30 protein-coding genes and 2 riboswitches are annotated in these 25,428 nt (G+C 68.3%); of the genes, 16 read left to right on the top strand and 14 right to left on the bottom strand.

Annotated elements, in window-relative coordinates; translation table 11 throughout:
* Positions 1-44: 44 nt before the first annotated feature.
* The 6 genes from KIT25_01790 to KIT25_01765 are packed head-to-tail and all read left to right on the top strand — an operon-like array spanning position 45 to position 4,735.
* A complete protein-coding gene (locus KIT25_01790; protein ID UYN95706.1) occupies positions 45-2,246 on the top strand; it encodes a hypothetical protein in 2,202 nt (733 codons plus the stop codon).
* A gap of 4 nt (positions 2,247-2,250) precedes the next feature.
* Positions 2,251-2,613, top strand: coding sequence for an AtpZ/AtpI family protein (locus KIT25_01785; protein ID UYN95705.1), 363 nt, complete (start codon positions 2,251-2,253; stop codon positions 2,611-2,613).
* A 31-nt stretch (positions 2,614-2,644) separates the two neighbouring features.
* Positions 2,645-3,373 carry a F0F1 ATP synthase subunit A gene (locus tag KIT25_01780; GenBank protein ID UYN95704.1) on the top strand — a complete coding sequence of 243 codons (729 nt, stop codon included), beginning with the start codon at positions 2,645-2,647 and terminating at the stop codon, positions 3,371-3,373.
* Positions 3,374-3,387: 14 nt separating this feature from the next.
* Positions 3,388-3,615, top strand: a complete 228-nt coding sequence (locus tag KIT25_01775) for a F0F1 ATP synthase subunit C (protein ID UYN95703.1) — start codon at positions 3,388-3,390, stop codon at positions 3,613-3,615.
* Between the two features lie 26 nt (positions 3,616-3,641).
* On the top strand, positions 3,642-4,220 hold the full coding sequence (locus KIT25_01770) for a F0F1 ATP synthase subunit B' (GenBank protein UYN95702.1): 579 nt from the start codon (positions 3,642-3,644) through the stop codon (positions 4,218-4,220).
* Positions 4,217-4,735 (top strand): F0F1 ATP synthase subunit B, encoded by a 519-nt coding sequence (locus tag KIT25_01765; GenBank protein UYN95701.1) that lies wholly within the window; start codon positions 4,217-4,219, stop codon positions 4,733-4,735. The genes KIT25_01770 and KIT25_01765 overlap by 4 nt, the downstream gene beginning before the upstream one ends.
* A gap of 85 nt (positions 4,736-4,820) precedes the next feature.
* Here KIT25_01765 and KIT25_01760 read toward each other — a convergent pair whose 3' ends face one another.
* On the bottom strand, positions 4,821-5,858 hold the full coding sequence (locus KIT25_01760; GenBank protein ID UYN95700.1) for a TIGR03617 family F420-dependent LLM class oxidoreductase: 1,038 nt from the start codon (positions 5,856-5,858) through the stop codon (positions 4,821-4,823).
* 97 nt (positions 5,859-5,955) lie between these two features.
* Here KIT25_01760 and KIT25_01755 point away from each other — a divergent pair, with 97 nt between their 5' ends.
* A complete protein-coding gene (locus KIT25_01755) occupies positions 5,956-6,195 on the top strand; it encodes a type II toxin-antitoxin system VapB family antitoxin (GenBank protein ID UYN95699.1) in 240 nt (79 codons plus the stop codon).
* Positions 6,195-6,596 carry a type II toxin-antitoxin system VapC family toxin gene (locus KIT25_01750; protein ID UYN95698.1) on the top strand — a complete coding sequence of 134 codons (402 nt, stop codon included), beginning with the start codon at positions 6,195-6,197 and terminating at the stop codon, positions 6,594-6,596. The genes KIT25_01755 and KIT25_01750 overlap by 1 nt, the downstream gene beginning before the upstream one ends.
* Positions 6,597-6,598: 2 nt before the next feature.
* On the opposite strand, the gene KIT25_01745 is transcribed toward KIT25_01750, so the two are convergent.
* A complete protein-coding gene (locus tag KIT25_01745) occupies positions 6,599-7,135 on the bottom strand; it encodes a LysE family transporter (protein UYN97791.1) in 537 nt (178 codons plus the stop codon).
* Between the two features lie 316 nt (positions 7,136-7,451).
* Here KIT25_01745 and KIT25_01740 point away from each other — a divergent pair, with 316 nt between their 5' ends.
* Positions 7,452-7,661, top strand: a complete 210-nt coding sequence (locus KIT25_01740; GenBank protein ID UYN95697.1) for a hypothetical protein — start codon at positions 7,452-7,454, stop codon at positions 7,659-7,661.
* Between the two features lie 46 nt (positions 7,662-7,707).
* On the opposite strand, the gene gcvPB is transcribed toward KIT25_01740, so the two are convergent.
* The 8 genes from gcvPB to KIT25_01700 form a co-directional block, all read right to left on the bottom strand.
* The gene (gene gcvPB / locus KIT25_01735; GenBank protein ID UYN95696.1) at positions 7,708-9,288 is read right to left on the bottom strand and encodes an aminomethyl-transferring glycine dehydrogenase subunit GcvPB; all 1,581 of its coding nucleotides are present in this window, start codon (positions 9,286-9,288) and stop codon (positions 7,708-7,710) included.
* Positions 9,288-10,634 carry an aminomethyl-transferring glycine dehydrogenase subunit GcvPA gene (gene gcvPA, locus KIT25_01730; protein UYN95695.1) on the bottom strand — a complete coding sequence of 449 codons (1,347 nt, stop codon included), beginning with the start codon at positions 10,632-10,634 and terminating at the stop codon, positions 9,288-9,290. The genes gcvPB and gcvPA overlap by 1 nt, the downstream gene beginning before the upstream one ends.
* Positions 10,634-11,011, bottom strand: coding sequence for a glycine cleavage system protein GcvH (gcvH, locus tag KIT25_01725; protein UYN95694.1), 378 nt, complete (start codon positions 11,009-11,011; stop codon positions 10,634-10,636). The genes gcvPA and gcvH overlap by 1 nt, the downstream gene beginning before the upstream one ends.
* Before the next feature lie 9 nt (positions 11,012-11,020).
* A complete protein-coding gene (gene gcvT / locus KIT25_01720) occupies positions 11,021-12,244 on the bottom strand; it encodes a glycine cleavage system aminomethyltransferase GcvT (protein UYN95693.1) in 1,224 nt (407 codons plus the stop codon).
* A riboswitch (glycine riboswitch) is annotated at positions 12,212-12,297 on the bottom strand. (Overlaps the previous gene by 33 nt.)
* A gap of 3 nt (positions 12,298-12,300) precedes the next feature.
* Positions 12,301-12,393: riboswitch (glycine riboswitch) on the bottom strand.
* 77 nt (positions 12,394-12,470) lie between these two features.
* Entirely contained in the window at positions 12,471-13,052 is a 582-nt protein-coding gene (locus tag KIT25_01715) for a LysE family transporter (protein ID UYN95692.1), read from the bottom strand.
* A gap of 61 nt (positions 13,053-13,113) precedes the next feature.
* Positions 13,114-14,460, bottom strand: coding sequence for a (Fe-S)-binding protein (locus KIT25_01710; GenBank protein ID UYN95691.1), 1,347 nt, complete (start codon positions 14,458-14,460; stop codon positions 13,114-13,116).
* Entirely contained in the window at positions 14,457-15,002 is a 546-nt protein-coding gene (locus KIT25_01705) for a hypothetical protein (protein ID UYN95690.1), read from the bottom strand. Before KIT25_01705 ends, KIT25_01710 begins: the two co-directional genes overlap by 4 nt.
* A complete protein-coding gene (locus tag KIT25_01700; protein ID UYN95689.1) occupies positions 14,999-15,241 on the bottom strand; it encodes a CDGSH iron-sulfur domain-containing protein in 243 nt (80 codons plus the stop codon). Before KIT25_01700 ends, KIT25_01705 begins: the two co-directional genes overlap by 4 nt.
* Before the next feature lie 92 nt (positions 15,242-15,333).
* Here KIT25_01700 and ispH point away from each other — a divergent pair, with 92 nt between their 5' ends.
* Genes ispH through rnhA form a run of 3 tightly spaced genes read left to right on the top strand, consistent with a single transcriptional unit; the run spans position 15,334 to position 17,677 of the window.
* Positions 15,334-16,284: a 4-hydroxy-3-methylbut-2-enyl diphosphate reductase gene (gene ispH, locus KIT25_01695; protein ID UYN95688.1), complete on the top strand. Its 951-nt coding sequence runs from the start codon at positions 15,334-15,336 to the stop codon at positions 16,282-16,284.
* Positions 16,284-17,234, top strand: a complete 951-nt coding sequence (locus tag KIT25_01690) for a homoserine kinase (GenBank protein UYN95687.1) — start codon at positions 16,284-16,286, stop codon at positions 17,232-17,234. Before ispH ends, KIT25_01690 begins: the two co-directional genes overlap by 1 nt.
* Entirely contained in the window at positions 17,231-17,677 is a 447-nt protein-coding gene (gene rnhA / locus KIT25_01685; GenBank protein ID UYN95686.1) for a ribonuclease HI, read from the top strand. The genes KIT25_01690 and rnhA overlap by 4 nt, the downstream gene beginning before the upstream one ends.
* Here rnhA and KIT25_01680 read toward each other — a convergent pair.
* Genes KIT25_01680 through KIT25_01670 form a run of 3 tightly spaced genes read right to left on the bottom strand, consistent with a single transcriptional unit; the run spans position 17,674 to position 19,873 of the window.
* On the bottom strand, positions 17,674-18,288 hold the full coding sequence (locus KIT25_01680) for a hypothetical protein (protein UYN95685.1): 615 nt from the start codon (positions 18,286-18,288) through the stop codon (positions 17,674-17,676). The two genes, rnhA and KIT25_01680, sit on opposite strands and share 4 nt — an antisense overlap.
* Positions 18,289-18,318: 30 nt before the next feature.
* Complete coding sequence (locus KIT25_01675; GenBank protein UYN95684.1) at positions 18,319-19,116, bottom strand: tetratricopeptide repeat protein; 798 nt, start codon at positions 19,114-19,116, stop codon at positions 18,319-18,321.
* 1 nt (position 19,117) lies between these two features.
* Positions 19,118-19,873, bottom strand: coding sequence for an alpha/beta hydrolase (locus KIT25_01670; protein ID UYN95683.1), 756 nt, complete (start codon positions 19,871-19,873; stop codon positions 19,118-19,120).
* A gap of 38 nt (positions 19,874-19,911) precedes the next feature.
* On the opposite strand from KIT25_01670, the gene KIT25_01665 reads away from it, so the two are divergent.
* The 4 genes from KIT25_01665 (at position 19,912) to infC (ending at position 24,264) form a co-directional block, all read left to right on the top strand.
* The gene (locus tag KIT25_01665; GenBank protein UYN95682.1) at positions 19,912-21,042 is read left to right on the top strand and encodes a glycosyltransferase; all 1,131 of its coding nucleotides are present in this window, start codon (positions 19,912-19,914) and stop codon (positions 21,040-21,042) included.
* Positions 21,039-21,512 carry a hypothetical protein gene (locus KIT25_01660; GenBank protein UYN95681.1) on the top strand — a complete coding sequence of 158 codons (474 nt, stop codon included), beginning with the start codon at positions 21,039-21,041 and terminating at the stop codon, positions 21,510-21,512. The genes KIT25_01665 and KIT25_01660 overlap by 4 nt, the downstream gene beginning before the upstream one ends.
* Before the next feature lie 195 nt (positions 21,513-21,707).
* Positions 21,708-23,651: a threonine--tRNA ligase gene (gene thrS / locus KIT25_01655; GenBank protein ID UYN95680.1), complete on the top strand. Its 1,944-nt coding sequence runs from the start codon at positions 21,708-21,710 to the stop codon at positions 23,649-23,651.
* Between the two features lie 76 nt (positions 23,652-23,727).
* The gene (infC, locus tag KIT25_01650; GenBank protein ID UYN97790.1) at positions 23,728-24,264 is read left to right on the top strand and encodes a translation initiation factor IF-3; all 537 of its coding nucleotides are present in this window, start codon (positions 23,728-23,730) and stop codon (positions 24,262-24,264) included.
* Between the two features lie 283 nt (positions 24,265-24,547).
* Here the strand turns inward: infC and KIT25_01645 are convergent, their stop codons facing one another.
* The gene (locus tag KIT25_01645) at positions 24,548-25,306 is read right to left on the bottom strand and encodes an SDR family oxidoreductase (GenBank protein UYN95679.1); all 759 of its coding nucleotides are present in this window, start codon (positions 25,304-25,306) and stop codon (positions 24,548-24,550) included.
* Between the last annotated feature and the right edge of the window lie 122 nt (positions 25,307-25,428).

Here is a 25,428-nt window from a genome sequence, read left to right as displayed (position 1 = left end):
GCGACAAGCGCCGACTGGCTATACTCGGGGCCACGGAGGAGCCCATGAACCTGCACCAAGAACGCGCCGCGGCGGTCCGCCAACTCGTCGCCCAGGCCCGCGACATCGAGAAGGAGGGCGTGACGACCGCCAGCCTGGAGAAGATCGGCGGCCTGCTGGCGGCGCTGGCACGGCGGACCGAGCTCTTCCCCCAGGCCGACTTCCCGCTCGGCGCGGACGGCGGCATCTATCGGCTGAGCGAGGATCCCGACCATCGCTTCGCGCTCTACGCCTCGGCGGGCGGCGCCGGCAAGAAGGTGCCGCCGCACAATCACACGACCTGGGCGATCATCGCCGGCGTGCACGGCGCCGAGCGCAACGTCGTCTACGAGCGCCTCGACAATCGCGCCCGCCCTGACTTCGTGCAGCTGCGCGAGGCGCCGGCCAGGGAGAAGACGCTGCGCACCGGCGACGTCATCGCCTACCTGCCCGACGACTTCCACCACATCGAGACGCCGGCCGGCTCGGGCGACGCCCTGCACCTGCACTTCTACGGGTTGAGCCTCGAGCGTCTGCCCGAGCGCGTCTATGTCGACATGGCGACCGGCGCGGCCAGGCGCTTCATGGCGCGGGCCAGGATCCTCACGCCGCTTCTGTCGGTACAACAGGTCAAGGCGATGCTCGGCTCGGGCGAGGTGTTCGCCTTCTTCGACGTGCGGGAGGAAGGCGAGTTCTCGACCGAGGGCCATCCGCTGTTCGCCACGCCGCTGCCGCTGTCGCGGCTCGAGCCGCGGGCGCTTGCCCTGCTGCCCGACCCGAACACGCGCATCGTGCTGATGGACGGCGGCGAGGACGCCACCGATCCGCAATGGGCCGGCCGCGCCAACCGCGCGGCCGCCGTGCTGTCGCGGCTGGGCTACACCGACCTCGCGGTGATGAAGGGCGGGCTGAAGGCCTGGCGCGAGGCGGGCTACGAGGTCTTCACCGGCGTCAACGTGCCCAGCAAGGCGTTCGGCGAGGTCGTCGAGCACGACAACGACACGCCGCGCATCGACGCCGCCGACCTGCAGAAACTGGTCGATGGCGGGACCGACCTGGTGATCCTCGATTCGCGGCCGTTGCCGGAGTTCACCAACATGTCCATCCCCGGCGGCGTTGACTGTCCCGGCGCCGAACTCGTCTACCGCGTGAAGGATTTCGCGCCCGCCCCCAAGACCCTGGTCGTCGTCAATTGCGCCGGCCGCACGCGCTCGATCATCGGCGCGCAGTCGCTGATCAACGCCGGCCTGCCCAACAAGGTGATGGCGCTGAAGAACGGCACCATGGGCTGGCACCTCGCCGGCCTGAAGGTGGCGCGCGGCGAAACCCGCAGCTTCGGGCCGCAGGGCGCCGAAGCGGCAAGGTTCGCGCGCGATGCCGCCGCCAACGTCGCCCGCAGGCTGGGCATCCGGACGATCGACCTTGCCGGCCTGCGCGCGCTGCAGGCCCGGGGTGGGCCGCTCTACCGTCTCGACGTGCGCGATCCGGCCGAGTACGCGCAGGGCCATCTCGCGGGCTTCCGCCACGCCGCCGGCGGCCAGCTCGTGCAGGCGACCGACCAGTATGTCGGCGCGCGCAACGCTGCGATCGTGCTGCACGACAACGACGGGGTGCGCGCCACGATGACGGCGCACTGGCTGCTGCAGATGGGCTGGAAGGAGACCTATGTTCTCGCCCACACGCCTGATGCGGGCGAGCTCACGACCGCGGCCGAGCCGCGCTTCCCCGCGGGCTTCGTCGTTCCGGCGGCGCCGAGCGTCGAGGCCGCGGAACTGGAGGCCATGCGCGCCTCGACCCTCGTCGTCGATCTCGACACCAGCCTGCGCTATCGCGACGGCCACATCCCGGGCGCGTGGTTCGCCGTGCGCGCCAATCTCGGCCGCACGTTGCCGGCGATGCTGAACCGGCAGGCCGGCACGACGCGCATCGTGCTCGTTTCGCCCGATGGCGAGATCGCCGCCCTCGCCGCGCCGGAAGTCGGCGAGGAAGCAGGCGGACGGGCGGTGGCGGTCCTGAAGGGCGGCATGAAGGCCTGGCGCGAGGCGGGCCTCGCGATCGAGCCGGGTCACACCCGTATGGCCGATCCTCCCACCGACGTCTGGTATCGCCCTTATGACTTCAAAGAGAATATCGAGGCGGCGATGCGCCAGTATCTCGACTGGGAAGTCGATCTGGTGCCTCAGGTGGCGCGGGACGGCGATGCACGGTTCTCCGTGATGAAAAGGTAACCAATTGACGGACAAGGAAAATCCCGACCCGTTCTACGATCCACAGGCCGAGCGCAAGCGCGCCGACGAGATCGACGCGCGGCTGCGCGAGGCACGCCGCAACGTCGAGAAATCCGCGCCGGGAAAGGGCGAGGGAAGCGGAATGTCGCACCGTCAAACGGCCGTTGCCTATCGCGTCTTGGTGGATATGATCGCGGGCCTTTTGGTCGGGGGGTTCCTCGGCTATTGGCTCGACCGCTGGTTGGGCTGGGCGCCGTGGGGTTTGGTGACGATGCTCTTGGTCGGGTTCGTCGCCGGCGCCAACAACGCCTGGCGGGCGATCCGCTCGCTGCAGGCCGACGCGAACAAGGACCGGAAGCTGCCCTGAAGGGCTGCGGCCGTCGGAGTGGGGACGACGAATGCATAGTCCGATGGAGCAGTTCCAGATCAAGCGACTGCTCAATTTCCAGATCGGCGGCCTCGACGCGTCCTACACCAATTCCGCGCTCTGGATGACCATCGCGGTCATTTGCGCCACCTTTCTCTTCGTCTACGGCATGCGCCGTCGCTCCTTGGTGCCGGGCCGGCTGCAGTCGGTGGCCGAGCTCGGGTACGAGTTCGTGGCGGGCATGGTGCGCGACAACGTCGGAGACGCCGGAAAGAAGTACTTCCCGTTCATCTTCACCCTGTTCGTCTTCATCCTGCTCTGCAACCTGCTGGGCATGATCCCCTACTCCTTCACGGTGACCAGCCACATCGTCGTCACTTTCGCGATGGCCGCGGTGGTGTTCATCGGCGTCACGATCATCGGCTTTGCCCGCCACGGCGCGCATTTCCTGTCGCTGTTCGTGCCCAAGGGGGTGCCCTTCGTGCTGCTGCTGCTGCTGGTGCCGATCGAGATCATTTCGTACTTCATCCGCCCCTTCAGCCTGTCGATCCGGCTGTTCGCCAACATGCTGGCGGGCCACACCATGCTGAAGGTGTTCGGCGGCTTCGTCGTGATGCTGGGCATTCTCGGCGGCTGGGCGCCGCTCGCCTTCATCGTGGTCTTCACCGGCCTGGAATTCCTGATCGCCTTCCTGCAGGCCTATGTCTTCGCGATCCTGACCTGCCTCTATCTCAACGACTCCATCCATCTCAGCCACTAGGAAAGGATACTCAAATGGACGCCTCTGCAGCCAAGCTCATCGGTGCGGGCCTCGCCACCATCGCCCTCGCGGGCGTCGGCGTCGGCATCGGCAACATCTTCGGCAGCTTCGTGTCGGGCGCGCTGCGCAATCCGGAAGCGGCCCCCCGCGTGTTCGGCAACGTGCTCCTGGGCTTCGCGCTCACCGAGGCGGTCGCGCTGTTCGCGCTGGTCATCGCCTTCATGATCCTGTTCGTGTTCTAAGCCCTCAAGGCTTGGCTCCCAGGACCATGCACAAACTGACCTACAGCGCCGTCGCCGCCGGTCTCGCGACCCTGGCGGCGATCAGCCCGACCCATGCGGCGAGCGGTGGCATGCCCCAGCTGGACTTCGGCGATTACGCGCCGCAGCTCGTCTGGCTCGCGATCACCTTCGCGGTGCTGTACTTCATCATGTCGAGGATGGCGGTCCCCGCCATCTCCGACACGCTCGAGCGCCGGCAGGCGATGATCCAGGCCGACCTCGATGCGGCCGAGAAGGCCAACGAGGATACGCGCACCCTCGTCGCGCTCTACGAGAAGCGCCTCGCGGAAGCCCGCGAGGAATCGCGTCGCCTGCAGCGCGAGCGCGCCGAGGCCGACAGCGCCCACGCGACTGCGCAGCTCGCGGCGCTCGGCGAGCGGCTCGGCGGCCGGATCGGCGAGGCCGAGAAGCGCATCGCCGATCAGCGCGCGCAGGTTCTCAGCGGGCTCGAACAGATGGCCGGCGAGATCGCGCAGAGCGTCTACCACAAGCTGGCCGGCCAGCCGGCCGACGCGGCGGCGCTCGACGTCAAGGTCGCCGCGGCGGTCAAGGGAGGCAGCCGATGATCAGCACGGCCTACGCCGCCTCCGACGGCGGCGTCTTCTCCGACTCGACATTCTGGGTCGCCGTCGCCTTCGTCCTGTTCTTCGTGCTGGTCGGCAAGGCGCTGTGGTCGCGCGTCTCGGGCATGCTCGACAAGCGCGCCGAGGCGATCTCCAGGGCGCTGGCCGACGCCGAGCGGCTGCGGCTCGACGCCCAGAAGGCCAAGGCCGATGCCGAGGGCACGCTGGCACAGGCCGCGGCCGAGGCAGAGGCCATCGTCAAGCAGGCTCGCGAGGAGGTCGAGCGCATGCAGGCGCGGGCCAAGACCAGCCTCGAGAATGCCATTGCCCTGCGCGAGCAGCAGGCGAAGGACCGCATTTCCCAGGCCGAGGCGGCCGCCACCAAGCAGGTGCGCGACGCAGCCGTCGATGTGGCGCTGAGCGCCACCCGCTCGCTGCTGCGCGAGCAGGTCGGCAGCGGCAATACCCAGGCGCTGGTCGACCAGGCGATCGCCGAACTGCCACACCGCCTGCACTGACCTTCCGGCACACGGATCGCCCGCACACAACAATCGCGGGCTACCTATGGCCCTCGCTGCGAAGCGAGGGCTTTTCTTTTTGCCGCTACGCCGCCGCGCGATAGCGTGTCGGAATCCTCTTCAGGTCCTGGATCAGGCCAGGCGGCAGATCGGCCGGCCTGGACGAATTGGCGCTGGCGCCGATCGCATCGACCAGCCCGCCGAAGCGCGCCTCGATCGCCCCGGCGATCTGGTCGTGGCGGCCGACGGCGGCGAAGAGATGAACGACGTCGTCAGACACCTCGCCCGCGATCTTGTCCCACTGGCCGGCCTTGGTCATGGCGTTGAGCTTGCGACCGAGATCGCCCAGCCCATGCGCGTCGAAGACCGGCCAGTAGGCCGGAGTCGAGCCGTAGAAGGCCACCCGGTAGCGCACCCAGTCGAAGAGTTTCGCCACTGCCGCGTCGTCCTTGCCGGTGACGACGAAGCCGCCGCCGGTGATCTCGAAATCCTCGCGCTTGCGGCCAGCCGTGGTGAGGCCCGCCTCGATGATCGGCAGGATGCTCTCCTCGAGATACTTGCGCGTGCAGAAGACGTGGAGCTTCACGCTGTCGCATTCCTCGGCCGCCACCTTCATCGTGGCCGGGCCGACGGCGGCGATGCCGATGCGCGGCGCCGGCGCGTCGTAGGGCTCGGGCGTGAAGTTGGGCGTCATCAGCGTGAAGCGATAGTGCTTGCCCTCGTATCGGAGCTTGCCGTCGCCCTTCCAGGCGGCCCAGATCGCCCGCACTGCCTGCACGTACTCGCGCATGCGCGGCGCCGGCGCCGACCACGGCACCGAGAAGCGCTTCTCGTTGTGGGCCCGCACCTGGCTGCCCAGACCGAGGGTGAAGCGTCCGCCGGTGCTGGCGGCGAGATCCCAGCCGACATTGGCGCAGACCATGGGCGAGCGCGCGAAGGCGATGGCGACGCTGGTGTGCAACTCGATGCGCTCGGTCGCCGCCCCGGCCACGGCGAGCGACAGGAACGGGTCGTGGCGATTTTCCTGCGTGGCGACGCCGGTGTAGCCGTCCGCCTCGATTTGGCGGGCGGCCGGGCCGACCTTGCGCAGGTCTTCCTGCGGGAGTGTGGTGAAAATACGCATTTCCTGCAAATACTTAGATAGTCTTCATCAGGCAAGGGACTTGACCATGTCGTACGTAAATACGACATTGTAATATAGTATATACAAAGATGCCCAGATGCCTCTGACGATTCGCAGCGAAGAGGTCAACCGCCTCGCCGAGGCGCTGGCGTCGCGCAAACGCGTGAACAAGACCGAAGCGGTGAAGCTCGCACTGGAGAACGAGCTTCGGCGTCTCGATCAGGCCATTCCCCTGCGGGAGCGGCTCCGACCGATCCAGGATCGAATCGGGAAACGTCCCGCCACGGGACTGGCGGCGGACAAGAAGTTCTACGACGACTTGAGCGACGACGGCTGATGTTCGTCGACGCATCGGCCATCGTCGCCATCCTCGATCGCGAACCCGAAGCGGAGCTTCTCGCCGACGCCATCGAGCGCAACGGATCGGCGCTGACTTCCGCCATTGCGGTGTTCGAGGCGACGCTCGGGCTTTGCCGCACGCGACACGCGACGATCGAGGAAGCGTCGGCCGACGTTCTGGAGTTCCTGCGCATCGCCAGTATCCAATGCATGCCGCTCACGGCAGAGGAGGCGCAAACGGCGCTCGTTGCGTTTGCGCGATACGGCAAGGGCCGAGGCCATCCGGCCCAGCTCAATCTCGCCGATTGCTTCGCCTACGCCATGGCCCGAAATCGCGGCATTTCCCTGTTGTTCAAGGGAGACGACTTCACCAAGACCGATATCGAGCCGGCAGTCTGACCCTACGGCGTGACCGGGTTTCGCGCGTCGGCAATGACCCGACCGCCGATCAGCACGAAGGACGCGCCCGCCACCCGCTCGATCCAGTGCCTGGCATGGCGGAAACGGCGCATCACCGGTGCCGACGACATGAAGAGCGACACGATCGAGTACCAGACGAGCGAGCTTGCCATCACCAGGGCGATCATCAGCGCCATCAACCAGACCGGCGTGCTGGCGGTGACGGCGGTGGCAAACACACTGGCGAACAGCACGATCGCCTTGGGGTTGGTGAGGGTGACGAGAAAGCCGAAGAGGAGCGCATTGCCGCGCACTGGTCCCCGCACCTCCGTCTCGTCGAGGGTCGCGGGCCTGGCGCGCAGCAGCTTGATGCCGAGCCAGATCAGGTAGGCGCCGCCCAGAACGCGCACCGCCCAGGTGAGCCACTGGTATTCGATGAGCACCGCCGAGAGGCCGAGCAGGCTCAGGGCCACGTACATGCCGAGCCCGACCGACACGCCGATCGTGGTCATGAGGCCCGCCGCCGTGCCGCGCGTCATCGAGGAACGCACGACGCCGACGAAATCCGGCCCCGGCAGGAGGAGCGCCGGGATGAAAACCGCGAACACCGGCAAGAGAACGCTCAACGCTTCCACGATCTGCACCTCGACCCGCTTCCAATGTCCCTGGGCGCCAGCCTAGCACGGCTACGGCCGGGTCGCGCCCTGTTGCCGGAGCGCAACAGCCGCACGGGTTGCATGTCATCGGCGTGTTATCGGCACTCCTGGCGGCCGGGGCCCGCGCCACCTGCCCGACCTGCCCGCGTTCTCGTCGACGGCGCCTCACGGCGCAGGTCAAGCAACGAAGGAGTTTGCCATGCCGCTCTTCTTTTTGATCGCCATCGGCGCTGGTGCGTTCACTCTCGGCGCCACGACCGTGGACGTCCTGTCCGAGGACAAGGGCAACCACGCGGCGCAGACCGTGCAGTCGGCGCCCGCGCAGGCCAACGCATTCACGAGCATGGAGGAATGCGTGAAGGCGGCGACGGAACGCGGCCTGCCCGCGTCGTCGTGCAAGCAGTCGTAGCGCCCGCTCGAGCAGACATGGGGGACCCTCACGGGTCCCCCATTCCCTATTCCGCCGCCTGCTTGAAATTGCTGCCAGGCCGCCAACGCAGCACGGGCTTGCGCGCCGCCAGGGTCTCGTCGAGTCGCCGCCGGGGCGAAAAGCGCGGCGCCGCCTTGAAGTCGTCGGCCGCCGTGCCGCTCCGCGCACGCTCGGCGAGCGAGCGCAGGGCGCCGATGAACTGGTCGACGTCTTCCTTGGCCTGGCTTTCGGTCGGCTCGATCAGCATCGCGCCATGCACCACCAGCGGGAAGTACATCGTCATCGGATGGTAGCCCTCGTCGATCATCGCCTTGGCGAAGTCGAGCGTGCTCACGCCGGTGTCCTTGAGGAAGCCGTCGTCGAACAGGCACTCGTGCATGCACGGTCCCTCGAAGGCGGGCGTCATGATGTCCTTGAGCGAGGCCATCACATAGTTGGCGGAGAGGACCGCGTCCTCGGCCGCCTGCTTCAGCCCGTCGGCGCCGTGGCTCAGGATGTAGGCGAGCGCACGGGTGAACATGCCCATCTGGCCGTGGAAGGCCTTCAGCCGTCCGAGCGGCCTGCCGCCGACCGCCGCACCGTCCTCGGCGATGGTCCATTTGTCGCCCTGCTTCACGATCCAGGGATAGGGCGCGTAGGGCGCGAGAGCCGCCGACAGCACCACCGGCCCCGCCCCCGGGCCGCCGCCGCCGTGCGGCGTCGAGAAGGTCTTGTGCAGGTTGATGTGCATGCAGTCGATGCCGAGATCGCCCGGGCGCACGCGGCCGACGATGGCGTTGAAGTTGGCGCCGTCGCAGTAGAAGTAGGCGCCGGCGTCATGCACCGCCTTGGCGATGTCGACGATCTCGCTCTCGAACAGACCGCAGGTGTTGGGATTGGTCAGCATGATCGCCGCCACATCGGGCCCGAGTGCCGCCTTGAGCGCCGCCAGATCGACGCGGCCGCGCTCGTTCGCAGGGATCGGCTTGACGGTGAAGCCGAGCGCCGCCGCCGTCGCCGGGTTGGTGCCGTGCGCCGATTCGGGCGCCAGCACGACACGCCGCTTGCCGCGCTCGCCCTTGGCGTCGAGCGCGGCGGCGATTGCCATCATGCCGCACATCTCGCCATGCGCGCCGGCGGCGGGCGACATGGCCACGGCCGGCATGCCGGTCAGCGTCTTCAGCCAATGCGCCAGCGCGTCGATCAGCTCGAGCGCACCCTGCACCGTCGACACCGGCTGCAGGGGGTGCAAGTCGCCGATGCCGGGCAGGCGGGCCACCTTCTCGTTGATCCGGGGATTGTGCTTCATGGTGCACGAGCCCAGCGGATAGACGCCCATGTCGATGGCGTAGTTCTTCTGGCTGAGCCGCGTGTAGTGCTGCACGACCTGCGGCTCGCTGAGGCCCGGCAGGCCGATCTCGCCGGTGCGGCGCAGGCCGTTCAGGCGATCCTTCACCTTGGGCGGTTCCGGCAGGTCGACGCCGCAACGGCCGGGCTGACCCATCTCGAAGATCAACGGCTCCTCGATCTGCAGACCGCGATTGCCGGTGAAGGTGGCGGGCGCCGCGGCGCCACCCGATACGATGCCGCCGGCGCGGCCCTGGGAGCGATCCTGGGACGCCGACATCACAGCACCTCCTTCAGGCCGGCGAGGAGCGGCGCCATGCCCGCCTCCGTCGCCGTCTCGGTGACGGCGACCAGCAGCAGGTTCTCGACCGATTTGTCGCCGGGCAGCAGCCGCGAGACCGGCAGGCCGCCGAGGATGCGCTTCGCCGCCAACGCCTCGACCACCGGGGCCGCGGGTTTCGGCAGGGCGACGGTGAATTCGTTGAAGAAGCTGTCGTTCAGCACCTTCACGCCGGGCAACGCGCCAATGCGGTCGGCGAGCTCGCTGGCCTTGGCATGGTTGAGCTCGGCAAGGCGCCGGAAACCCGCCTCGCCGAGCAGCGTGAGATGCACGGTGAAGGCGAGCGCGCACAGGCCGGCGTTGGTGCAGATGTTCGACGTCGCCTTCTCACGGCGGATGTGCTGCTCGCGCGTCGAGAGCGTCAGCACGAAACCGCGCCGGCCATCGGCGTCGACGGTCTCGCCGACGAGGCGTCCGGGCATCTGGCGCACGTACTTGTCGCGCGTGGCGAACAGGCCGACATAGGGGCCGCCGAAGCCGAGACCGTTGCCGATCGACTGGCCCTCGCAGACCACGATGTCGGCGCCCATCTCGCCCGGCGGCTTGAGCAGGCCGAGAGAGACGACTTCCGTGACGACCACGATCAGGAGCGCGCCAGCGGCATGGCAGGCCTCGGCAAGCCGGGAGAAGTCGCGCACATGGCCGAAGAAGCTCGGATTCTGCACGACGACGCAGGAGGTCTCCTTGTCGACCCGGGCGATCAGATCCTCAAGCCCCTCGGCGTCGGGCTTGCCGACCACCGATTCGAAGCCCTCCCACTTGCCGGTGGTCTCGATGATGCTGCGGTACTGCGGATGCAACCCGCCAGAGATCAGCGCCTTGTGGCGCCGGGTGACCCGGTTGGCCATCAGCACGGCCTCGGTCGTGCCGGTCGAGCCGTCGTACATCGAGGCGTTCGCCACATCCATGCCGGTGAGCAAGGTCACCTGCGTCTGGAACTCGAAGAGATACTGCAGAGTGCCCTGCGTGATCTCGGGCTGGTAGGGCGTGTAGGAGGTGAGGAATTCGCCGCGCTGAATCATGTAGTCGACGGTCGACGGCACATGATGGCGATAGGCGCCGGCGCCGATGAAGAACGGCGCGGCGGCCGGCGACACGTTCTTCGCGGCATAGGCCTGGAAGGCGCGCTCGACCTCGAGCTCGCCCTGGTGGTCGGGCAGGCCACCGACCTTGGCGCCGAGGCGGGCCGAGGCCGGCACGTCCCTGAACAACTCGTCGACCGACCTGGCGCCGATCGCCTGGAGCATCTCGCGGCGGTCGGAATCCGTGAGGGGGAGATAGCGCATCAGGAAAGGCCCTTCACGAATGCGGCGTAGGCCTTGTCGTCCATCAGGCCGTCGAGCTCGGACTTGTCGGACAGCCTGAGCTTGAAGAACCAGCCCTTGCCCATCGGCTCGGCGTTGACGTCGCCCGGCGAATCGGCGAGCGCGGCGTTCGATTCCGTTACCTCGCCCGACACCGGCGCGTAGATGTCGGATGCCGCCTTGACAGATTCGACCACCGCCACCGATTCGCCCTTGGCGACCTTGCGGCCGGCCTGCGGCACGTCGACGAACACCACGTCGCCCAGCTGCTCCTGCGCATAGTCGCTGATGCCCACGGTGCCGACGTCGCCTTCGACCCGGATCCATTCGTGTTCATTGGTGTATCTGACGTCGGCCATCGAAGACTCCTATCCGCGGTAGTAGGCGTGTTTGACGAAAGGCATCGGCACGATCTCGGCCGGCACCGGCTTGCCGCGCACCAGCAGCCCGACCTTGGTGCCGTTGACCGCATGGGCGCGCGCGACATAGCCCATGGCGACGGCGCGGCCGAGGGTCGGCGAGAAGCCGCCCGAGGTCACCTTGCCGACGACCTTGCCGTCGATGGCGATCTCGGCGCCCTCGCGCGCGATGGCCTTGCCCTCGGGCAGCAGGCCGACCCGCTTGCGCGGCGGACCGTCGGCGATCTGCTTCAGGACGATGGCGGCGCCGGGAAAGCCGCCGGCCCGCGCACCGCCGGCGCGGCGGTCCTTGCCGATGCTCCACAGCAGCCCCGCCTCGACCGGCGTCGTCGTCGTGTCGATGTCATGGCCGTAGAGGCAGAGGCCGGCCTCGAGGCGCAGCGAATCGCGCGCGCCGAGGCCGATCGGCTTGACCTCCGGCTGGGCGAGCAGCTTGCGCGCGATGGCGTCGGTCCGATCGCCCGGCGTCGAGATCTCGAAGCCGTCGCCGCCGGTGTAGCCCGAGCGCGTGACGTAGCATTGCGCGCCGTCGATGGTGACGAAGGTGCCGGTCATGAAGACGAGTCCGGCGGCGGCGGGCGCCAGGCGCGCCAGGGCATCGACCGCTTTCGGCCCCTGCAGCGCGAGCAGGCCGCGGGCGAAGTTCGCTTCGACCTCGACCTCGTCGCCCAGGTGCTTCTGCATGTGCGCGAGGTCGGCGTCCTTGCACGAGGCGTTGCAGACGACGAACAGATGGTCGCCGGTCGACGTCACCATCAGGTCGTCGAGGATGTTGCCCTCGGCGTCGGTGAACTGGGTGTAGCGCTGCTGGCCGGCCTGCAGGCCCGCGATGTCGCCGGGCACGAGGGTCTCGAGTGCCCGCGCCGCATCGTGGCCCGGCCGGGCGGTCAAGCGCACGCGGCCCATGTGCGAGACGTCGAAGAGGCCGGCGGCGGTGCGCGTGTGGGCGTGCTCGGCCAGGATGCCGGTCGGGTACTGCACCGGCATCTCGTAGCCGGCGAAGGGCACGATGCGCGCCCCGAGTTCGCGGTGAAGCTCGTAGAGCGGCGTGCGCTTGAGGGGGCCGTCGGCTGGATCGCTCAAGACAGTCTCCGTAAGAGTCGCGTTCGCCGACGCAAGGACTGCGCCGTTCGCGACCCCCTCTGTCCGGAGACCTGAAAGATTCGGCCGCATGCGGCCTTACTTCGTCGGTGGGCACCCCCACGGGGCGGCGCCGCTTTCCAGAGACCCATCCGCCTGCGGTCCGTTTGCCTGAGAGTTTCCGGGGCCGGTTGCTCCTTCGGCGCCGCCCCTTGCGAAGCGGACTCTCCCACAGGTTTCGACTGGGTTGGCCCGACCATAGGTGGCCGGTCCGCCGCCGTCCACCCGAGAAAGCCGGGAAAACCGCGACGTGCGGCCTTCAGGCGAACGCAAGGACGGCACTTGCGACCAGGACGGCCGCCAAGCCGACGTTGGCGATGCGCGACGTCACGGGATCGTAGAGCAGGCGCGCGAACGCTGTTCCGACCAGCAGCCAAAGCGCATGGATCAGAACGACCATGGCCGCGAGCAACGCGGTCTTGAGCACCGGCCCGACACCCGGCGCCACCGCCACGACGGCGGAAATGGCGAGATAGGCCTTGGGATTGACGACCGCCAGCGCGAGGCCCGCCGCGAGCCCGGGAACGGCGGTCGCCCGATCCTGTCGCGACAGCGGCGGCGCGGTGGCGATGCGCACGGCGAGATAGAGGATGTAGGCCGCGGACACGACGGCCAGAACCGGTCCCGCGGCGGGCACGGACGCCAGCAGGCCGAGCATGCCGGCTTCGACCACCAGCAGCACGGCGAAGGTGCCGAGCACGAGGCCCGCGACATAGGGCAATGCACGGCGCAAGCCGAAGGTCGCACCCACTGCGGTCGCGCTCACCGTCGACGGACCGGGGCTTCCCATCACGACGGCGGCGGCCGCGAGCAGCGAGAGGATCGCGACGGTGTCGACCATCGGTCGAGGTTGGGACGGGAGAGGCCCGGTCGTCTTGAACGTTCGTGCGATCGGGCCGGAGTCAGCTCGGCTGGCGCGCCAATGCCGTGAAGGCCTCGGCGAAGGCCTCGCGCGATCCGGCGAGGCCGGTCTCGTTGAAGATGTCGGCGGTGAGCGACTTCACCGAGTTCTCGTCGAGCCGCACGCCGTTGCCCTGCAGGAACTGCGCCGCCGCCGCGACGGCCTCGTCCATCGCCCCGCCCTTCTTGTAGAGCCGGTAGTAGTCGGGATGGCCGCCGCGGCCCAGCGCCTCGGCGACGACGTCGGTGAAGTTCACCACCTTCAGCGGATAGACCGCCTCGGCGCCGGACAGCGCGCGATGGCACGAGTGATACATGGTGACGACGGTGTCGGCGCCGAGCGCCACGGCGCCCTCGGCCAGCGCCCGGTGGATCGCCTGCTCGCGCTGCTTGAACTTCGCCGCCTGGCCGCCGCAGGCATAGGAGAAACCCGAATCCTGCGGCAGCTTGAGCACCTCGAGGTTGGGCACCGCCGACAGCAGGTTGCGGATGCTGCCGACGGTGGCGCCGATGCCGAGATGCTCGTGGATGACGACGCGACGCCTCGGCTGATCGGGCCGGAATCGCGCCTTCAGGGCGTCGAGGTTGGCGGCGAGGAACTCGCTGACATGGCCGAGATCGAACGAGCCCGGCTCGACCGCCTCCTCCAGCTCGTCGAAATTCTTGGTGCAGGTCGGGCACCAGGTCAGCACTTTCGAGGCGCCCGACTGTCCGAAGCGATGGAACGTGCGATGTCCCATGCGCTCGTAGGTCGGCAGATCGGCTTCCTGGAACTGGTAGACGCCGCAGCAGTGGGCCGTGCCGCCGACGACGTCGAAATCGACGCCGAGCGCGTCGAGGATGTCCATGACGTTGAGCACGATGTGCGGCGTGCGCAACACGTTGCAGCCCGTATAGAAGAGCACGTCCGCGGTCCGCCGCTCGGCCGGCTGCAGGATGCGCTTCAGCGTCTCCGAGGGCAGCTGCATGCTGGCCAGCAGCCGCACCGCCTGCGCCATGTGCCTGAAGCGGTTGGCGGCGTTGGCCGCGCCTTCCTCGCGCGGACGGCCGGCCTTCAACGCCTTCAACTTGGCGATGGTGACCCATTGGCGGACGTTGATCTCCTCGGGGCAGGCGGCGGTGCAGCGCGCGCTGCCGTCGCAGGCACCGAGCCATTGCGACAGGCCGTCGGCCGCGCCGCCGCCGTGCCGGGTCAGCGCCACCAGCTCGCCGACGCGCGCCGCCGCCTGGCCCGGATCGAGCCCGATCTCGCGCGCCGTCGGGCAGGCCTCGAAGCACTTGCCGCAACCGGTGCAGCGATCGGCGGCCTCGGCCGCCAGCGCCTCCAGCCGGTCGGCATAGGCAGTCATGGCCGGGACGCGGAGCGCCGGTTGTACTCCAGCTCCTCGTGCGTCGGCTTGAGCCCGACGGCGATCCGGTAACCGCCGATGTCGCTCAGCTGGCTGAACGGCAGCTCGACATAGAACTGCTCGCGCGAGGCGCCGCGCGGGCTGGCCGCGCTCAGCTTGTAGTCGGCGAGTTCGTCGCGGCCCTGGACGACGTTGCCCCGGCCGTCGAGGATGCGCACGAAGAACGGCACTTGCGTGACGGTCTGGCCGACCGACGGGCCGGCGTTGACGGCGATCTGCATCGCCACGTCGACCTCCATCCGGTTGCGCGCCATCTTGCAGCTCGTTCCCGCGCCGACGACCTGGGCCTCGAACATCACGTCGCGCGGATCGCGGCCCGGGCCGGGCTTGAAGCGGATCAGGCGCTGCGCGTCCTGCACGGTCAGCGTCGTCGGACAATAGGCCGCCGCCATGCTGTTGCGCTCGGAACTGCCGCCGCACCCGGCAAGCGCCGCGGCCATCGCGAGGCAGGCGGCGAGACCGGCGGGCTTCGAAGGGGTCATGCGAGCGATTTGTGAGTGCCGTCGCACAACGGCTTCTTGCTGGAATGCTTGCACTGACACAACCAATAATCTCCCGACTTGGGCGCCGTGTACTTGATCGGCGCGAAACCGCTGCCCTTGTGGCTGCCGTCGCAGAACGGCTGGTTCGCGCTCCGGCCGCAGGCGCACCACCAGTAGTCCTTGCCCGCTTCCAGCGCCACCTTGGCGGGCGCCCTGGCGGCGACGACCGGTCCCGTCATAGTGCTTTCCTCGTTGCTTTGTCGCGCGACTCTAGGCAATGGTCCGCGAGCCTGCAAGCAAGCGCGGCCATCGGCCGATCCGCCGTTTTCTCATGACCGACCCGAAGAAGAAGCTCACGATCCTGCTCGCCAGCCCGCGCGGCTTCTGCGCCGGCGTCGATCGTGCCATCCAGATCGTCGAACGCGCCATCGAGCGGTACGGCCGCCCGGTCTATGTCCGCCATGAGATCGTGCACAATCGCTTCGTCGTCGAGAGTCTCGAGGCCAAGGGCGCGGTGTTCGTCGACGAGCTCGACGAGGTCCCCGACGACCGGCCGGTGGTCTTCTCCGCACACGGCGTGCCCAAATCGGTGCCGGCCGAGGCCGGTCGCCGCAAGCTGCTCTATGTCGACGCGACCTGCCCGCTGGTCTCCAAGGTCCATCGCGAAGCCGAGCGCCATCACGACGCCGGTCGCACGGTCGTGCTGATCGGCCATGCCGGCCATCCCGAGGTGATCGGCACGATGGGCCAGCTGCCGCAGGGCTCGGTGCTGCTGGTCGAGGACGTGGCGCAGGCCGAAACGCTGCGGGTCGACGACGCCGAGAAGCTCGCCTACGCCACCCAGACCACGCTCTCGGTCGACGACACGATCGAGATCGTGGCGGCGCTGCGCCGCCGCTTCCCGGCGATCCAGGGCCCCAAGATGGAGGACATCTGCTACGCCACGACCAATCGCCAGGCCGCCGTGAAGGCGATCGCCGGGCAATGCGACGCGCTGGTCGTGATCGGCGCGCCGAATTCGTCCAACTCCATGCGTCTGGTCGAGGTCGCCGCCAACTACGGCTGCCCGCGGGCGCGACTGGTGCAGCGGGCGGCCGACATGGACTGGCAGTGGCTGGGTGACGCGCAGCGGCTCGGCGTCACTGCGGGCGCCTCGGCGCCGGAACTGCTGGTCGACGAACTGATAGAGGCCTGCCGCGCGCGCTACGACGTCTCGGTCGAGGAGCTCCGCACGACCGAGGAGAGCGTGGTGTTCAAGCTGCCGCGCGTGCTGGTGGCCTGATGGCGGTCTACACGGAGGTCAGCGACGGGGAACTCGAGGCGTTTCTCGGCGAATACGACATCGGCGAGGCCGAATCGTTCAAGGGCATCGCCGAGGGCGTGGAGAACACCAACTACGTGCTGGCGACGAGCCGGGGCCGGTACATGGTCACGCTCTACGAGAAGCGCGTCGAGCCGCGCGACCTGCCGTTCTTCCTCGGCCTGATGGACCATCTCGCGGGACGCGGCATCGACTGCCCGCGGCCGATCCACGGCCGGGACGGCAACGCGCTGCGCCAGCTGGCCGGCAGGCCGGCCGCCATCACGACGTTCCTGCAGGGCATGTGGCCACGCCGCATGACGGTGCGGCATTGCGCGCAGGTGGGCGAGGCGCTGGCCGCGCTTCACCTCGCTGGCCGCGACTTCGCTCTCAAGCGGCCCAACGCTTTGTCGGTCGCGGGCTGGCGCCCGCTCTACGACGGCTGTCGCGGCCACATCGACCGCGGATTGGACGCGGAACTCGCCGCCGAGATCGACCTGTTCGAGAAGCGCTGGCCGACCGACCTGCCGGCCGGCGTGATCCACGCCGATCTCTTCAACGACAACGTCTTCTTCCTGCACGACAAGCTGTCGGGGATCATCGACTTCTACTTCGCCTGCAACGACTTCCTCGCCTACGACGTGGCGATCTGCGTCAACGCCTGGTGCTTCGAGAGCGACAATTCCTTCAACGCGACCAAGGCCCGCGCCCTGCTGCAGGCCTACGACCGGGTGCGGCCCCTGAACGACGACGAGCGCCGCACGCTGCCGCTGCTTGCCCGCGGCTCGGCGCTGCGCTTCCTGCTGACACGCCTCTACGACTGGACGCACACACCGGCCGACGCCCTGGTCAAGCGCAAGGACCCCAACGAGTACCTCGTCAAGCTCCGGTTCCATCGCGGGGCGGCTTCACTGGCCGACTACGGGCTGTGACCGGCCATCCCGAGGTCGAGATCTTCACCGACGGCGCCTGCAGCGGCAATCCCGGTCCCGGCGGCTGGGCGGCGATCCTGCGCATCGGCGAACGCGAGCGCGCAATCTCGGGCGGCGATCCGGCGACGACCAACAACCGCATGGAGCTGATGGGCGCCATCTCGGGGCTCGAGGCGCTGAAACGACCGTGCCGGGTGAGGCTCTTCACCGACAGTACCTACGTGAAGGACGGCGTCACCAAGTGGATCCACGGCTGGAAGAAGAACGGCTGGCGCACCGCCGACAGGAAGCCGGTGAAGAACGTCGAACTGTGGCAGCGCCTCGATGCCGCCCGCGCCTCGCATCGCATCGATTGGATATGGGTGCGCGGGCACGCCGGTCATCCCGAGAACGAGCGTGCCGACCAGCTCGCGCGCCGCGAGATCGAGAAGCTGCGGGCCTAGCCGCGACGCGGCTGGGTGGAGGCCTGCTTCTTTTCCGCGGGCTTTGCCTGGACGAGATCGACCTTCTCCTGGGTGCCGTCGCAGGGATTGTCGCCCTCGACCAGGCGCCACGCCTGCGACTTGCCCGACCGCTTGAAATGAAGCGTGCCGGAGATCCTGCACGGATTGCCCTTCTCGACACCGGCTACCCGAAAGGCGACCTCGCCCTTGACCTGGAGGCTTTTCGCCGCGATGCGCTCGACCACCCCGTCGATGCTCAGCCAATCGTCGCCCGCAGCGATGCGGCCCGTCATGGTCCACAGGCCACCCTGCCGCACGAAGGCGATGTCGGCCGGCTTCGCACCCTTGGCATGGCGGCCCCACTTCAGCTTGAGACCGCCACCCAGCAATTGCACCTCGGCCTCGGAATCGACGGTCGTGCGCTTCGGCGTGGACTGCCCATCGGCCAGGGGCGACTTGAGATCGCCGATCGGCACGCCCTGCTCCACGGTCGGGGCCCGCGCGGTCGGCGGCGACGGATAGAAGTTCGAAGGCGGCGAGGCGGGTTGGGTCTGAGCGGCGGCCGGCAGGGCGCCGACGGCGAATACGAGAGTAGCGAGGAGGCGGTACATCGAGGGACGCGTTGTTTCTGTTGGTGAACTCTATCGCTTTCCGCCGCCCTTGGCATCGGCCGGCACGGACGGCAATTCGCCGCGCAACCCGGCCTGTGCGCGGAGTGCGGCGTCGGACCCGGTGGGCACCAGACGCAGGACCTTGTTGAAGTCGTTCGCCGCAGCCATCCGGTCGCCGCGCGCCAGCTCCGCGAAGCCCCGCTCGAGCAATGCCTCCGAATGATCCCTGGCGAGACCCAGCGCCCTGTCGGCATCGGCCCGTGCCTTGATCGGATCCCCCGCATTGCGCCAGGCCGCGGCGCGCAGGATGAGAATCTCGACGCCGCCGGGATTGAGCGCCAGCGCGCGGTCGAAGTCGGAAATGGCCCTCGGCCACGCGCGCAGGGCGGCGAGGCTGATGCCGCGGTCGACCCAGAGTTCGACATCGCCGGGCTTGAGTTCCAGGGCGCGGCTTTGCGCGGCCACTGCATTCTCCGCCTGGCCGGCCTCCATCCAGGCTTGCCCCGCCTGCGCCCACAGCTCGGCGCGCAGGCCGGGGCGATCCTGGCCCATGTCGCGAGCCATCGCCTCGAATTGCAGCGCCGCCTGGACGTGCCTCCCCGACCCGAACATGGCGAGCGCCACGCAATGGCGGGCGCCCATGCCGCCGCCATCGGCCATCCACTTCTCGGCCATCGGCAGCGCGCGCAGCGGATCGCGACGTGCCTGCGCCATGCAGTCGGTGTAGCGGCGCAGATGATCAGGCGACGAGCCGAACACGTCGGGCGTCTGCGCTCCCGCGGGGACGGACAGACAGATCATCGCCAGTACGCCGTACCGGATCGGCATGTCAGGCCACAAGCTCCTCGACCGTGGCGACAAGCCGGGCGATATCGGCCGGCGTGCTCAGCCGATGGTCGCCGCCCTTGACGAGCGTGGTCACGACCTCCGGCGCCTCGACGTGGCGGGCGATCTGCAGCGAATACTCCCAGGGCACGTCGGGGTCGTCCTGGCCGTGCAGCAGCCGCACCGGACACGGCAGCGCAAGCCTCCTGTCAAGCACCAGATGGTTGCGGCCTTCCTCGATCAGCTTCCAGGTGAACACCGACGGCTCCGGCGAATATTGCGAGGGCCGCTCCAGTCGACCGTCGCGCTCCAGCACGGCGCGATCCTCCGCCGACAATCCCTTCAGAAGCATGCGCTCGGTGAAGTCGGGCGCCGCGGCAATGAGCACGACGCCGGCCAGCCGATCGGGCCGCTGGCGCGCGACCAGCAACGACAGCCACCCGCCCATGCTGGAACCGACCAGCACGAGCTTGCCCGTGGTGAGCGCGTCGATGGCGGCCAGGGAATCGTCGAGCCAGCGCCCGATCGTGCCGTCCTCGAAACGGCCCGAGGATCGGCCGTGGCCGAGATAGTCGAAGCGCAGATAGGCGTGGCCCTTCTTCCGCGCCCACGACTCGAGCGCCACCGCCTTGGTGCCGGTCATGTCGGATCTGAAGCCGCCCAGGAACACGACCGTCGGCGTACGGCCCTCGCTCCTGGCATATGCCACATGGTTGCCGTCCGGCCGCTCGAGGCGGCAAACCCTACCGTCGTCCGTCATGCCGTGTTACCTGCCACAGCGAGGAAGCAGCTGCCAACGTGTCTTCGACGACTCTCGTCCAACTCGCCCCGTCGCTCGCGCGCGGCGGAAGGTCCCGCGCCGTGCTCGATACGGTGCAGGCCGTGGTCTCGGCCGGCGGGCGCGCCATCGTCGTTTCTTCCGGCGGACCGATGCTGCCCGACCTGCTGCGCCTGCACGCCGAACATTTCTTGCTGCCGAACGGCGGCAATCCCGTATGGGCACGGCTCACACTGACGGCAAGGCTCGCCAACGTCCTGCGGGAAACGCCCGTCGACCTGATCCAGGCACGATCGCCCCGCCTCGCCTGGATCGCCCAGGCGCTCGCCCGCAGGCTACGGGCGAAATGGATCGCCACCCTGCACGATCCCCTGACCTTCGCCGGCGCCATGACCCGGTTCGTCGAACGCCGCCAGGCGCACGCCGACGCACTCGTCGCCGTCTCCGAGCATGTCGCGCGCGAGGTGCGCCGCCTGCTTCCCGCCGCAGCCGATCGGGTCGAGGCCATTCCGCCCGGGATCAACCTCGATCGGTTCGATCCGGCGATCGTGCGCGCCGACCGCTTGATGCGGCTGGCCGCCGAGCTTCGCATCCCCGATGGCGCGCATGTCATCCTCTGCCCCACCACCTTCGCCGAGGATCGCGGTCAGAAACTCCTGATCGAGGCCGTCGGCAGGCTCGGTCGGGACGATGTCTTCTGCTTGCTGCTCGGCTCGCTCGGCGACACCGCGCCCTTCGAGCGCGAGATCGAGCGGACGATAGAACGCGCCGGGCTGCAAGGCCGCGTGCAGATCGGTCCGTTCGTCGAGGACATGCCGGCGGCCTACATGCTGGCGGATGTCGTGGTCGCGCCCGGCGGATCGCGCCTCGGCGGCAGCCGCCCGCTCATCGAGGCGCAAGCCATGGGACGGCCGGTGGTCGCCGAGGAGGGCGGCGGCGCCGCCGAGTGCATGCGGCCCGGTGTCACCGGCTGGCTCGCCGGCGAGGGCGATAGCGCGGCGATGGCGAGTGCCCTCGACCGGGCCTTGTCGCTCGACGCGGATCGGCGCGCCGAACTTGCCCGCGCCGCGCAGGAGCATGTGCGCGCCGGCTACGGTCTGGCACAGTCCAACCGTCGGCTGCTCGAACTCTTCGGAAGACTCATCGCATGACCATCCAGGGAAGATGCCGGGCGCTTCTGGTGCTCGCGATCGCCGCCCTCCTGCCGCCGGCGGCGCACGGCCAGTTGTCGGGTCCGCCCGCAGGCGGACCGACGGGCCAGTTTCTCGGTCCGCCGAGCGGCAACGCCAACGACTTCCTCGGCGTGTGGGACCTGTCCTGGAACGGCCCGCCGGAGTTCAACTGCCCCTGCCGCGGCACGCTCACCGTTCATGTCGACGTCGACGACAACTTCATCGGCTATTGGAAGGGGCCCGGTCCGCAGTCGATGCTCAAGGGCGCCGTGAGCTACAATCAGGATGTGTGGACCGGCCGGTTCCAGCAGATGGACCAGGACGTCGACTTCCCCCTGAAGGGCTTCTTCAGGCTCGAGGCACGCGACCGGGGCCGTGAACTGACGGGTTCGTATCACCCCGACGGCACGGCGATCCCCTTTCAGTGGTCCGCAACGCGCCGGCAGTGAGACTTGACGGGGCGCCGCCCCGCCTCTATTTCCGGCGCATGGACCGCGTGAATTTCACCGCTCCGACGATCACCATCACCGTTCGAACTTGATTCGGCCGGGCGCGCACACTCGTGCCGCTTCCCGGCCTCCTGCGACCGACGCTCCGTTGCGTCGGCCGATGAGGGCTGTTCGGATTCTTTCGTGGTGGTTGCAATGATCAACATTTCCTTGCCGGACGGTTCGGTCCGGTCTTTCGACAAACCGGTGAGCGGCGCCGATATCGCGAAGTCGATCGGGCCAGGCCTCGCCAAGGCCGCGCTCGCGCTCAGGGTCGACGGCAGGATGCGCGACCTTTCCCACGTCGTCGATCGCGACGCTAAGATCGGCATCGTCACGTCGCGCGACCCCGAGGCACTCGAGCTGTTACGCCATGACGCCGCGCACGTGCTCGCCCAGGCCGTGCAGGAGCTCTATCCCGGCACGCAGATCACGTTCGGCCCGGCGACGGAGGACGGCTTCTACTACGACTTCGTGCGCAGCGAACCGTTCTCTTCCGAAGACTTCACCAGGATCGAGCAGCGCATGGCCGAGATCGTCGATCGCGACCTGCCGATCGAGCGCGAGGTGTGGGATCGCGCCAGGATCAAGAAGTACTTCCAGGACCATGGCGAGAGCTTCAAGGCCGAATGGGCCGACGAGCTGCCGAGGGACGAGGAGATCTCGGTCTACAGGCAGGGCGACTGGCTCGACATGTGCCTCGGCCCGCACCTCCCTTCGACGGGCAAGCTCGGCAAGGCCTTCAAGCTCACCAAGGTGTCGGGTGCCTATTGGCGCGGCGACGCGAGGAACGCGCAGCTCCAGCGCGTCTACGGCACGGTCTTCTTCTCCGACAAGGACCTGAAGGCCTACCTGCACCGGATCGAGGAGGCCGAAAAGCGCGACCATCGCCGTCTCGGCCGCGAGATGGGCCTCTTCCATCAGCAGGAAGAGGCCGCCGGCATGGTGTTCTGGCACCCCAAGGGCTGGACGTTCTGGCGCACGCTCGAGAGCTACCTGAGGCGCAAGCTGGAGGCCGGCGGCTACGTCGAGGTGAAGACGCCGCAGCTCGTCGACCGCAAGCTGTGGGAGGCCTCGGGCCACTGGGAGAAGTTCCGCGAGAACATGTATCTCAGCGAGAACGAGGAAGGGCTGAAGGAGTTCATCGCCGACGAGCATCAGCGCATCTTCGCCCTCAAGCCGATGAACTGCCCCTGCCATGTGCAGATATTCAACCAGGGCCTGCGTAGCTACCGCGAGCTGCCGTTGCGCATGGCCGAGTTCGGCTCGTGCCATCGCTTCGAGCCGTCGGGCGCGTTGCACGGCATCATGCGCGTGCGCAACTTCACGCAGGACGACGCGCACATCTTTTGCTCGGAAGAGGACATCGAGCGCGAGACGATCCGCTTCTGCGAGCTGCTCGGGTCGATCTACAAGGACCTGGGCTTCCCCGACTACTTCGTGAAGTTCTCCGACCGCCCGCCGGTGCGCGCCGGCACGGATGCGGTGTGGGACCAGGCCGAAGGCGCGCTCAAGTCGGCGTCGAAAGCCGCCGGGCTCGATCTCATCCTCAATCCCGGCGAAGGCGCCTTCTACGGGCCCAAGCTCGAGTTCGTGCTGCGCGACGCGATCGGCCGGGACTGGCAATGCGGCACGCTGCAGGTCGACTTCGTCCTGCCCGAGCGACTCGACGCCAGCTACGTCGCCGAGGACGGGATGCGCAAGCGGCCGGTCATGCTGCACCGCGCCATCTTCGGTAGCTTCGAGCGCATGATCGGGATTCTCATCGAGCATTTCGCCGGCCGTTTCCCGCTTTGGCTCGCGCCGACGCAAGCGGTGGTGGCGACGATCGTCAACGATGCCGATGCCTATGCCAGCGAGCTGGCGGACAGGCTGCGCGCGGCGGGGATGCGGGTCGAAACGGACCTGCGCAATGAAAAGATCAACTACAAGGTCCGCGAGCATTCGCTGGCCCATGTGCCGCTGATCCTGGCCGTCGGGCGCCGCGACATGGAAAACCGCACGGTGGCGGTCCGCAGGCTCGGGTCCGAGAAGCAGGACGTCCTTGAACTCGGGGCCGCCGTCACTACACTTTCAAACGAGGCCCGCCCGCCCTTCTGAGGGCGGTCGCGGCCTCGGTTTTTCCCGCCCCCGAAGTCGCACGGAACAAGGGGCATCAACGAAGGAGAAGGAAGCCATAGCTCGACCTGCTCAGCAAAGCGCGCCCACCCGCGAGGGTCCGCGCGTCAACGGCGAGATCAGAGCGCCGCAAGTCCGACTGATCGACGAGAACGGCGATATGGTCGGCGTCGTCAGTGCCCGCGAGGCATTGGAAATGGCCGAGGAGGCCAATCTCGACCTGATCGAGATCTCACCCAATGCAGTCCCGCCGGTCTGCAAGATTTCCGACTACGGCAAGTACAAGTACGAGGCCCAGAAGAAGGCCCACGAGGCGCGCAAGCACCAGAAGGTCATCGAGGTCAAAGAGATCAAGATGCGCCCCAACATCGACGACCACGACTACGAAGTGAAGATGCGCGCCATGAAGCGGTTCATCGAGGAAGGAGACAAGGTGAAGGTCACCCTGCGCTTCCGCGGCCGCGAAATGGTCCATGCCGAACTCGGCCTGCAAGTGTTGAACCGAGTACGCTCCGAGATGGATCCGGTGACCAAGATCGAGTCGATGCCGCGCATGGAAGGCCGGCAGATGATCATGGTGCTGGCGCCGAAGTGAGCCTGCTCGAATGAGCGTCCGGGTGTCGCGGCTGACGGCATTGATGGCCGTCATGGCCGCGACGCCCGCCGCCGCGCAGCTCCCCGCCCAAGCCCAGCGCGCCTTCAACGACTATCGGAACTTCTCGCCGCAACCAGGATCGACGCCCTGGTGCTCGCCGAGCCGGAGGACTTCAAGGGCCACGGCGCCGGCAACGAGTTCTCCTTTGCGCGGAAGTACGGCGCCTGCATCGCGCGGTTCATCGAGTCGGGAGCGCCAGCCGCCCTGCGCGTAAGCCCCGCGCCTACCCCATGTAGGAGCCGCCGTTGACGTGGATCACCTGGCCGGTGATGGCCGACGCATCGTCGCTCGCCAGGAACACCGCGGTCGTGGCGATCTGCTCGGGCGCGAGCAGCCTGCCGCCCAGCGGGATGTTGGCCTTCGCCATCTCGATCAGTTCGGCGTCGGTGTTGCCGTAGCGCGGCTGGGCGGTGTCGGTCGTGCCGGGCGCGATGGCATTGACCCTGATGTCGTGCGGCGCGAGTTCGAGCGCCATGGCGCGCGTCATCGAAACGACGCCGCCCTTGCTCGCGCTGTAGTGCACGCCGCGCACCGTGCCGCGCAGCGCCTGGGAGGAGAGATTGACGATCGAACCGCCCTTCCTGCCGGCGGCGATGATCCCCCTGGCCACGGCGATGGCGGCGAAGCAGCCCGCCTTCAGGTTGATGTCGAGCACGTGGTCCCAGTCGCTCTCGCGCATCTCCAGCAGCTTCACGCGCGGGAACACCCCGGCGTTGTTCACCAGTATGTCGGCCGGCCCGAGTTGCCGGCCGGTCTCCGCGACCATCGCCTCGACGTCGGCAAGCCGCGAGACGTCGGCGCGGATCAGCGCGGCGCGGCGACCGGCGTTGCGGACACGGGCGGCGACCGACGCGGCGCCCGGCTCGTCGTCCAGCCAGGTGACGGCGACGTCGGCCCCGGCCTCGGCGAGCGCCACCGCGATCGCCGCCCCGATGCCCTGCTGCGCGCCCGTGACCAGGGCGACTTTTCCGGCCAATTTCATGCGATTACCCCTCGTGAGGGGGCGAACTGTGCCGCTTGCACGGCCCCGGTGCCATCGTTATAAGCGCGCTTCTCTCGGCGGCCTGGCCATTAGGGCATTGCCTCGGTCGCCAATCGTAACCC

Origin of the sequence: Enhydrobacter sp., from assembly GCA_025808875.1 — a bacterium.
Lineage (GTDB): Bacteria > Pseudomonadota > Alphaproteobacteria > Reyranellales > Reyranellaceae > Reyranella.
The sequence above is the reverse complement of the archived record's forward strand: the minus strand, read 5'-3'. Positions and strand labels throughout refer to the sequence as shown.

What these genes read in the sequence shown, in the direction of transcription:
- KIT25_01750 (UYN95698.1), top strand. Translation starts at nt 6,195, where the DNA reads ATGTTCGTCGACGCATCGGCCATCGTCGCCATCCTCGATCGCGAACCC.
- KIT25_01660 (UYN95681.1), top strand. Translation starts at nt 21,039, where the DNA reads ATGACCATCCAGGGAAGATGCCGGGCGCTTCTGGTGCTCGCGATCGCC.
- KIT25_01680 (UYN95685.1), bottom strand. Translation starts at nt 18,288, where the DNA reads ATGTACCGCCTCCTCGCTACTCTCGTATTCGCCGTCGGCGCCCTGCCG.
- KIT25_01780 (UYN95704.1), top strand. Translation starts at nt 2,645, where the DNA reads ATGCATAGTCCGATGGAGCAGTTCCAGATCAAGCGACTGCTCAATTTC.
- KIT25_01770 (UYN95702.1), top strand. Translation starts at nt 3,642, where the DNA reads ATGCACAAACTGACCTACAGCGCCGTCGCCGCCGGTCTCGCGACCCTG.
- KIT25_01705 (UYN95690.1), bottom strand. Translation starts at nt 15,002, where the DNA reads ATGACCCCTTCGAAGCCCGCCGGTCTCGCCGCCTGCCTCGCGATGGCC.
- KIT25_01745 (UYN97791.1), bottom strand. Translation starts at nt 7,135, where the DNA reads ATGACGCGCGGCACGGCGGCGGGCCTCATGACCACGATCGGCGTGTCG.
- gcvPA (UYN95695.1), bottom strand. Translation starts at nt 10,634, where the DNA reads ATGCGCTATCTCCCCCTCACGGATTCCGACCGCCGCGAGATGCTCCAG.
- KIT25_01715 (UYN95692.1), bottom strand. Translation starts at nt 13,052, where the DNA reads ATGGTCGACACCGTCGCGATCCTCTCGCTGCTCGCGGCCGCCGCCGTC.
- KIT25_01775 (UYN95703.1), top strand. Translation starts at nt 3,388, where the DNA reads ATGGACGCCTCTGCAGCCAAGCTCATCGGTGCGGGCCTCGCCACCATC.
- gcvH (UYN95694.1), bottom strand. Translation starts at nt 11,011, where the DNA reads ATGGCCGACGTCAGATACACCAATGAACACGAATGGATCCGGGTCGAA.
- KIT25_01760 (UYN95700.1), bottom strand. Translation starts at nt 5,858, where the DNA reads ATGCGTATTTTCACCACACTCCCGCAGGAAGACCTGCGCAAGGTCGGC.
- ispH (UYN95688.1), top strand. Translation starts at nt 15,334, where the DNA reads ATGACCGACCCGAAGAAGAAGCTCACGATCCTGCTCGCCAGCCCGCGC.
- KIT25_01740 (UYN95697.1), top strand. Translation starts at nt 7,452, where the DNA reads ATGCCGCTCTTCTTTTTGATCGCCATCGGCGCTGGTGCGTTCACTCTC.
- KIT25_01700 (UYN95689.1), bottom strand. Translation starts at nt 15,241, where the DNA reads ATGACGGGACCGGTCGTCGCCGCCAGGGCGCCCGCCAAGGTGGCGCTG.
- gcvPB (UYN95696.1), bottom strand. Translation starts at nt 9,288, where the DNA reads ATGTCGGCGTCCCAGGATCGCTCCCAGGGCCGCGCCGGCGGCATCGTA.
- KIT25_01765 (UYN95701.1), top strand. Translation starts at nt 4,217, where the DNA reads ATGATCAGCACGGCCTACGCCGCCTCCGACGGCGGCGTCTTCTCCGAC.
- KIT25_01755 (UYN95699.1), top strand. Translation starts at nt 5,956, where the DNA reads ATGCCTCTGACGATTCGCAGCGAAGAGGTCAACCGCCTCGCCGAGGCG.
- gcvT (UYN95693.1), bottom strand. Translation starts at nt 12,244, where the DNA reads ATGCGGCCGAATCTTTCAGGTCTCCGGACAGAGGGGGTCGCGAACGGC.
- KIT25_01675 (UYN95684.1), bottom strand. Translation starts at nt 19,116, where the DNA reads ATGCCGATCCGGTACGGCGTACTGGCGATGATCTGTCTGTCCGTCCCC.
- thrS (UYN95680.1), top strand. Translation starts at nt 21,708, where the DNA reads ATGATCAACATTTCCTTGCCGGACGGTTCGGTCCGGTCTTTCGACAAA.
- KIT25_01645 (UYN95679.1), bottom strand. Translation starts at nt 25,306, where the DNA reads ATGAAATTGGCCGGAAAAGTCGCCCTGGTCACGGGCGCGCAGCAGGGC.
- KIT25_01790 (UYN95706.1), top strand. Translation starts at nt 45, where the DNA reads ATGAACCTGCACCAAGAACGCGCCGCGGCGGTCCGCCAACTCGTCGCC.
- KIT25_01710 (UYN95691.1), bottom strand. Translation starts at nt 14,460, where the DNA reads ATGACTGCCTATGCCGACCGGCTGGAGGCGCTGGCGGCCGAGGCCGCC.
- KIT25_01690 (UYN95687.1), top strand. Translation starts at nt 16,284, where the DNA reads ATGGCGGTCTACACGGAGGTCAGCGACGGGGAACTCGAGGCGTTTCTC.
- KIT25_01670 (UYN95683.1), bottom strand. Translation starts at nt 19,873, where the DNA reads ATGACGGACGACGGTAGGGTTTGCCGCCTCGAGCGGCCGGACGGCAAC.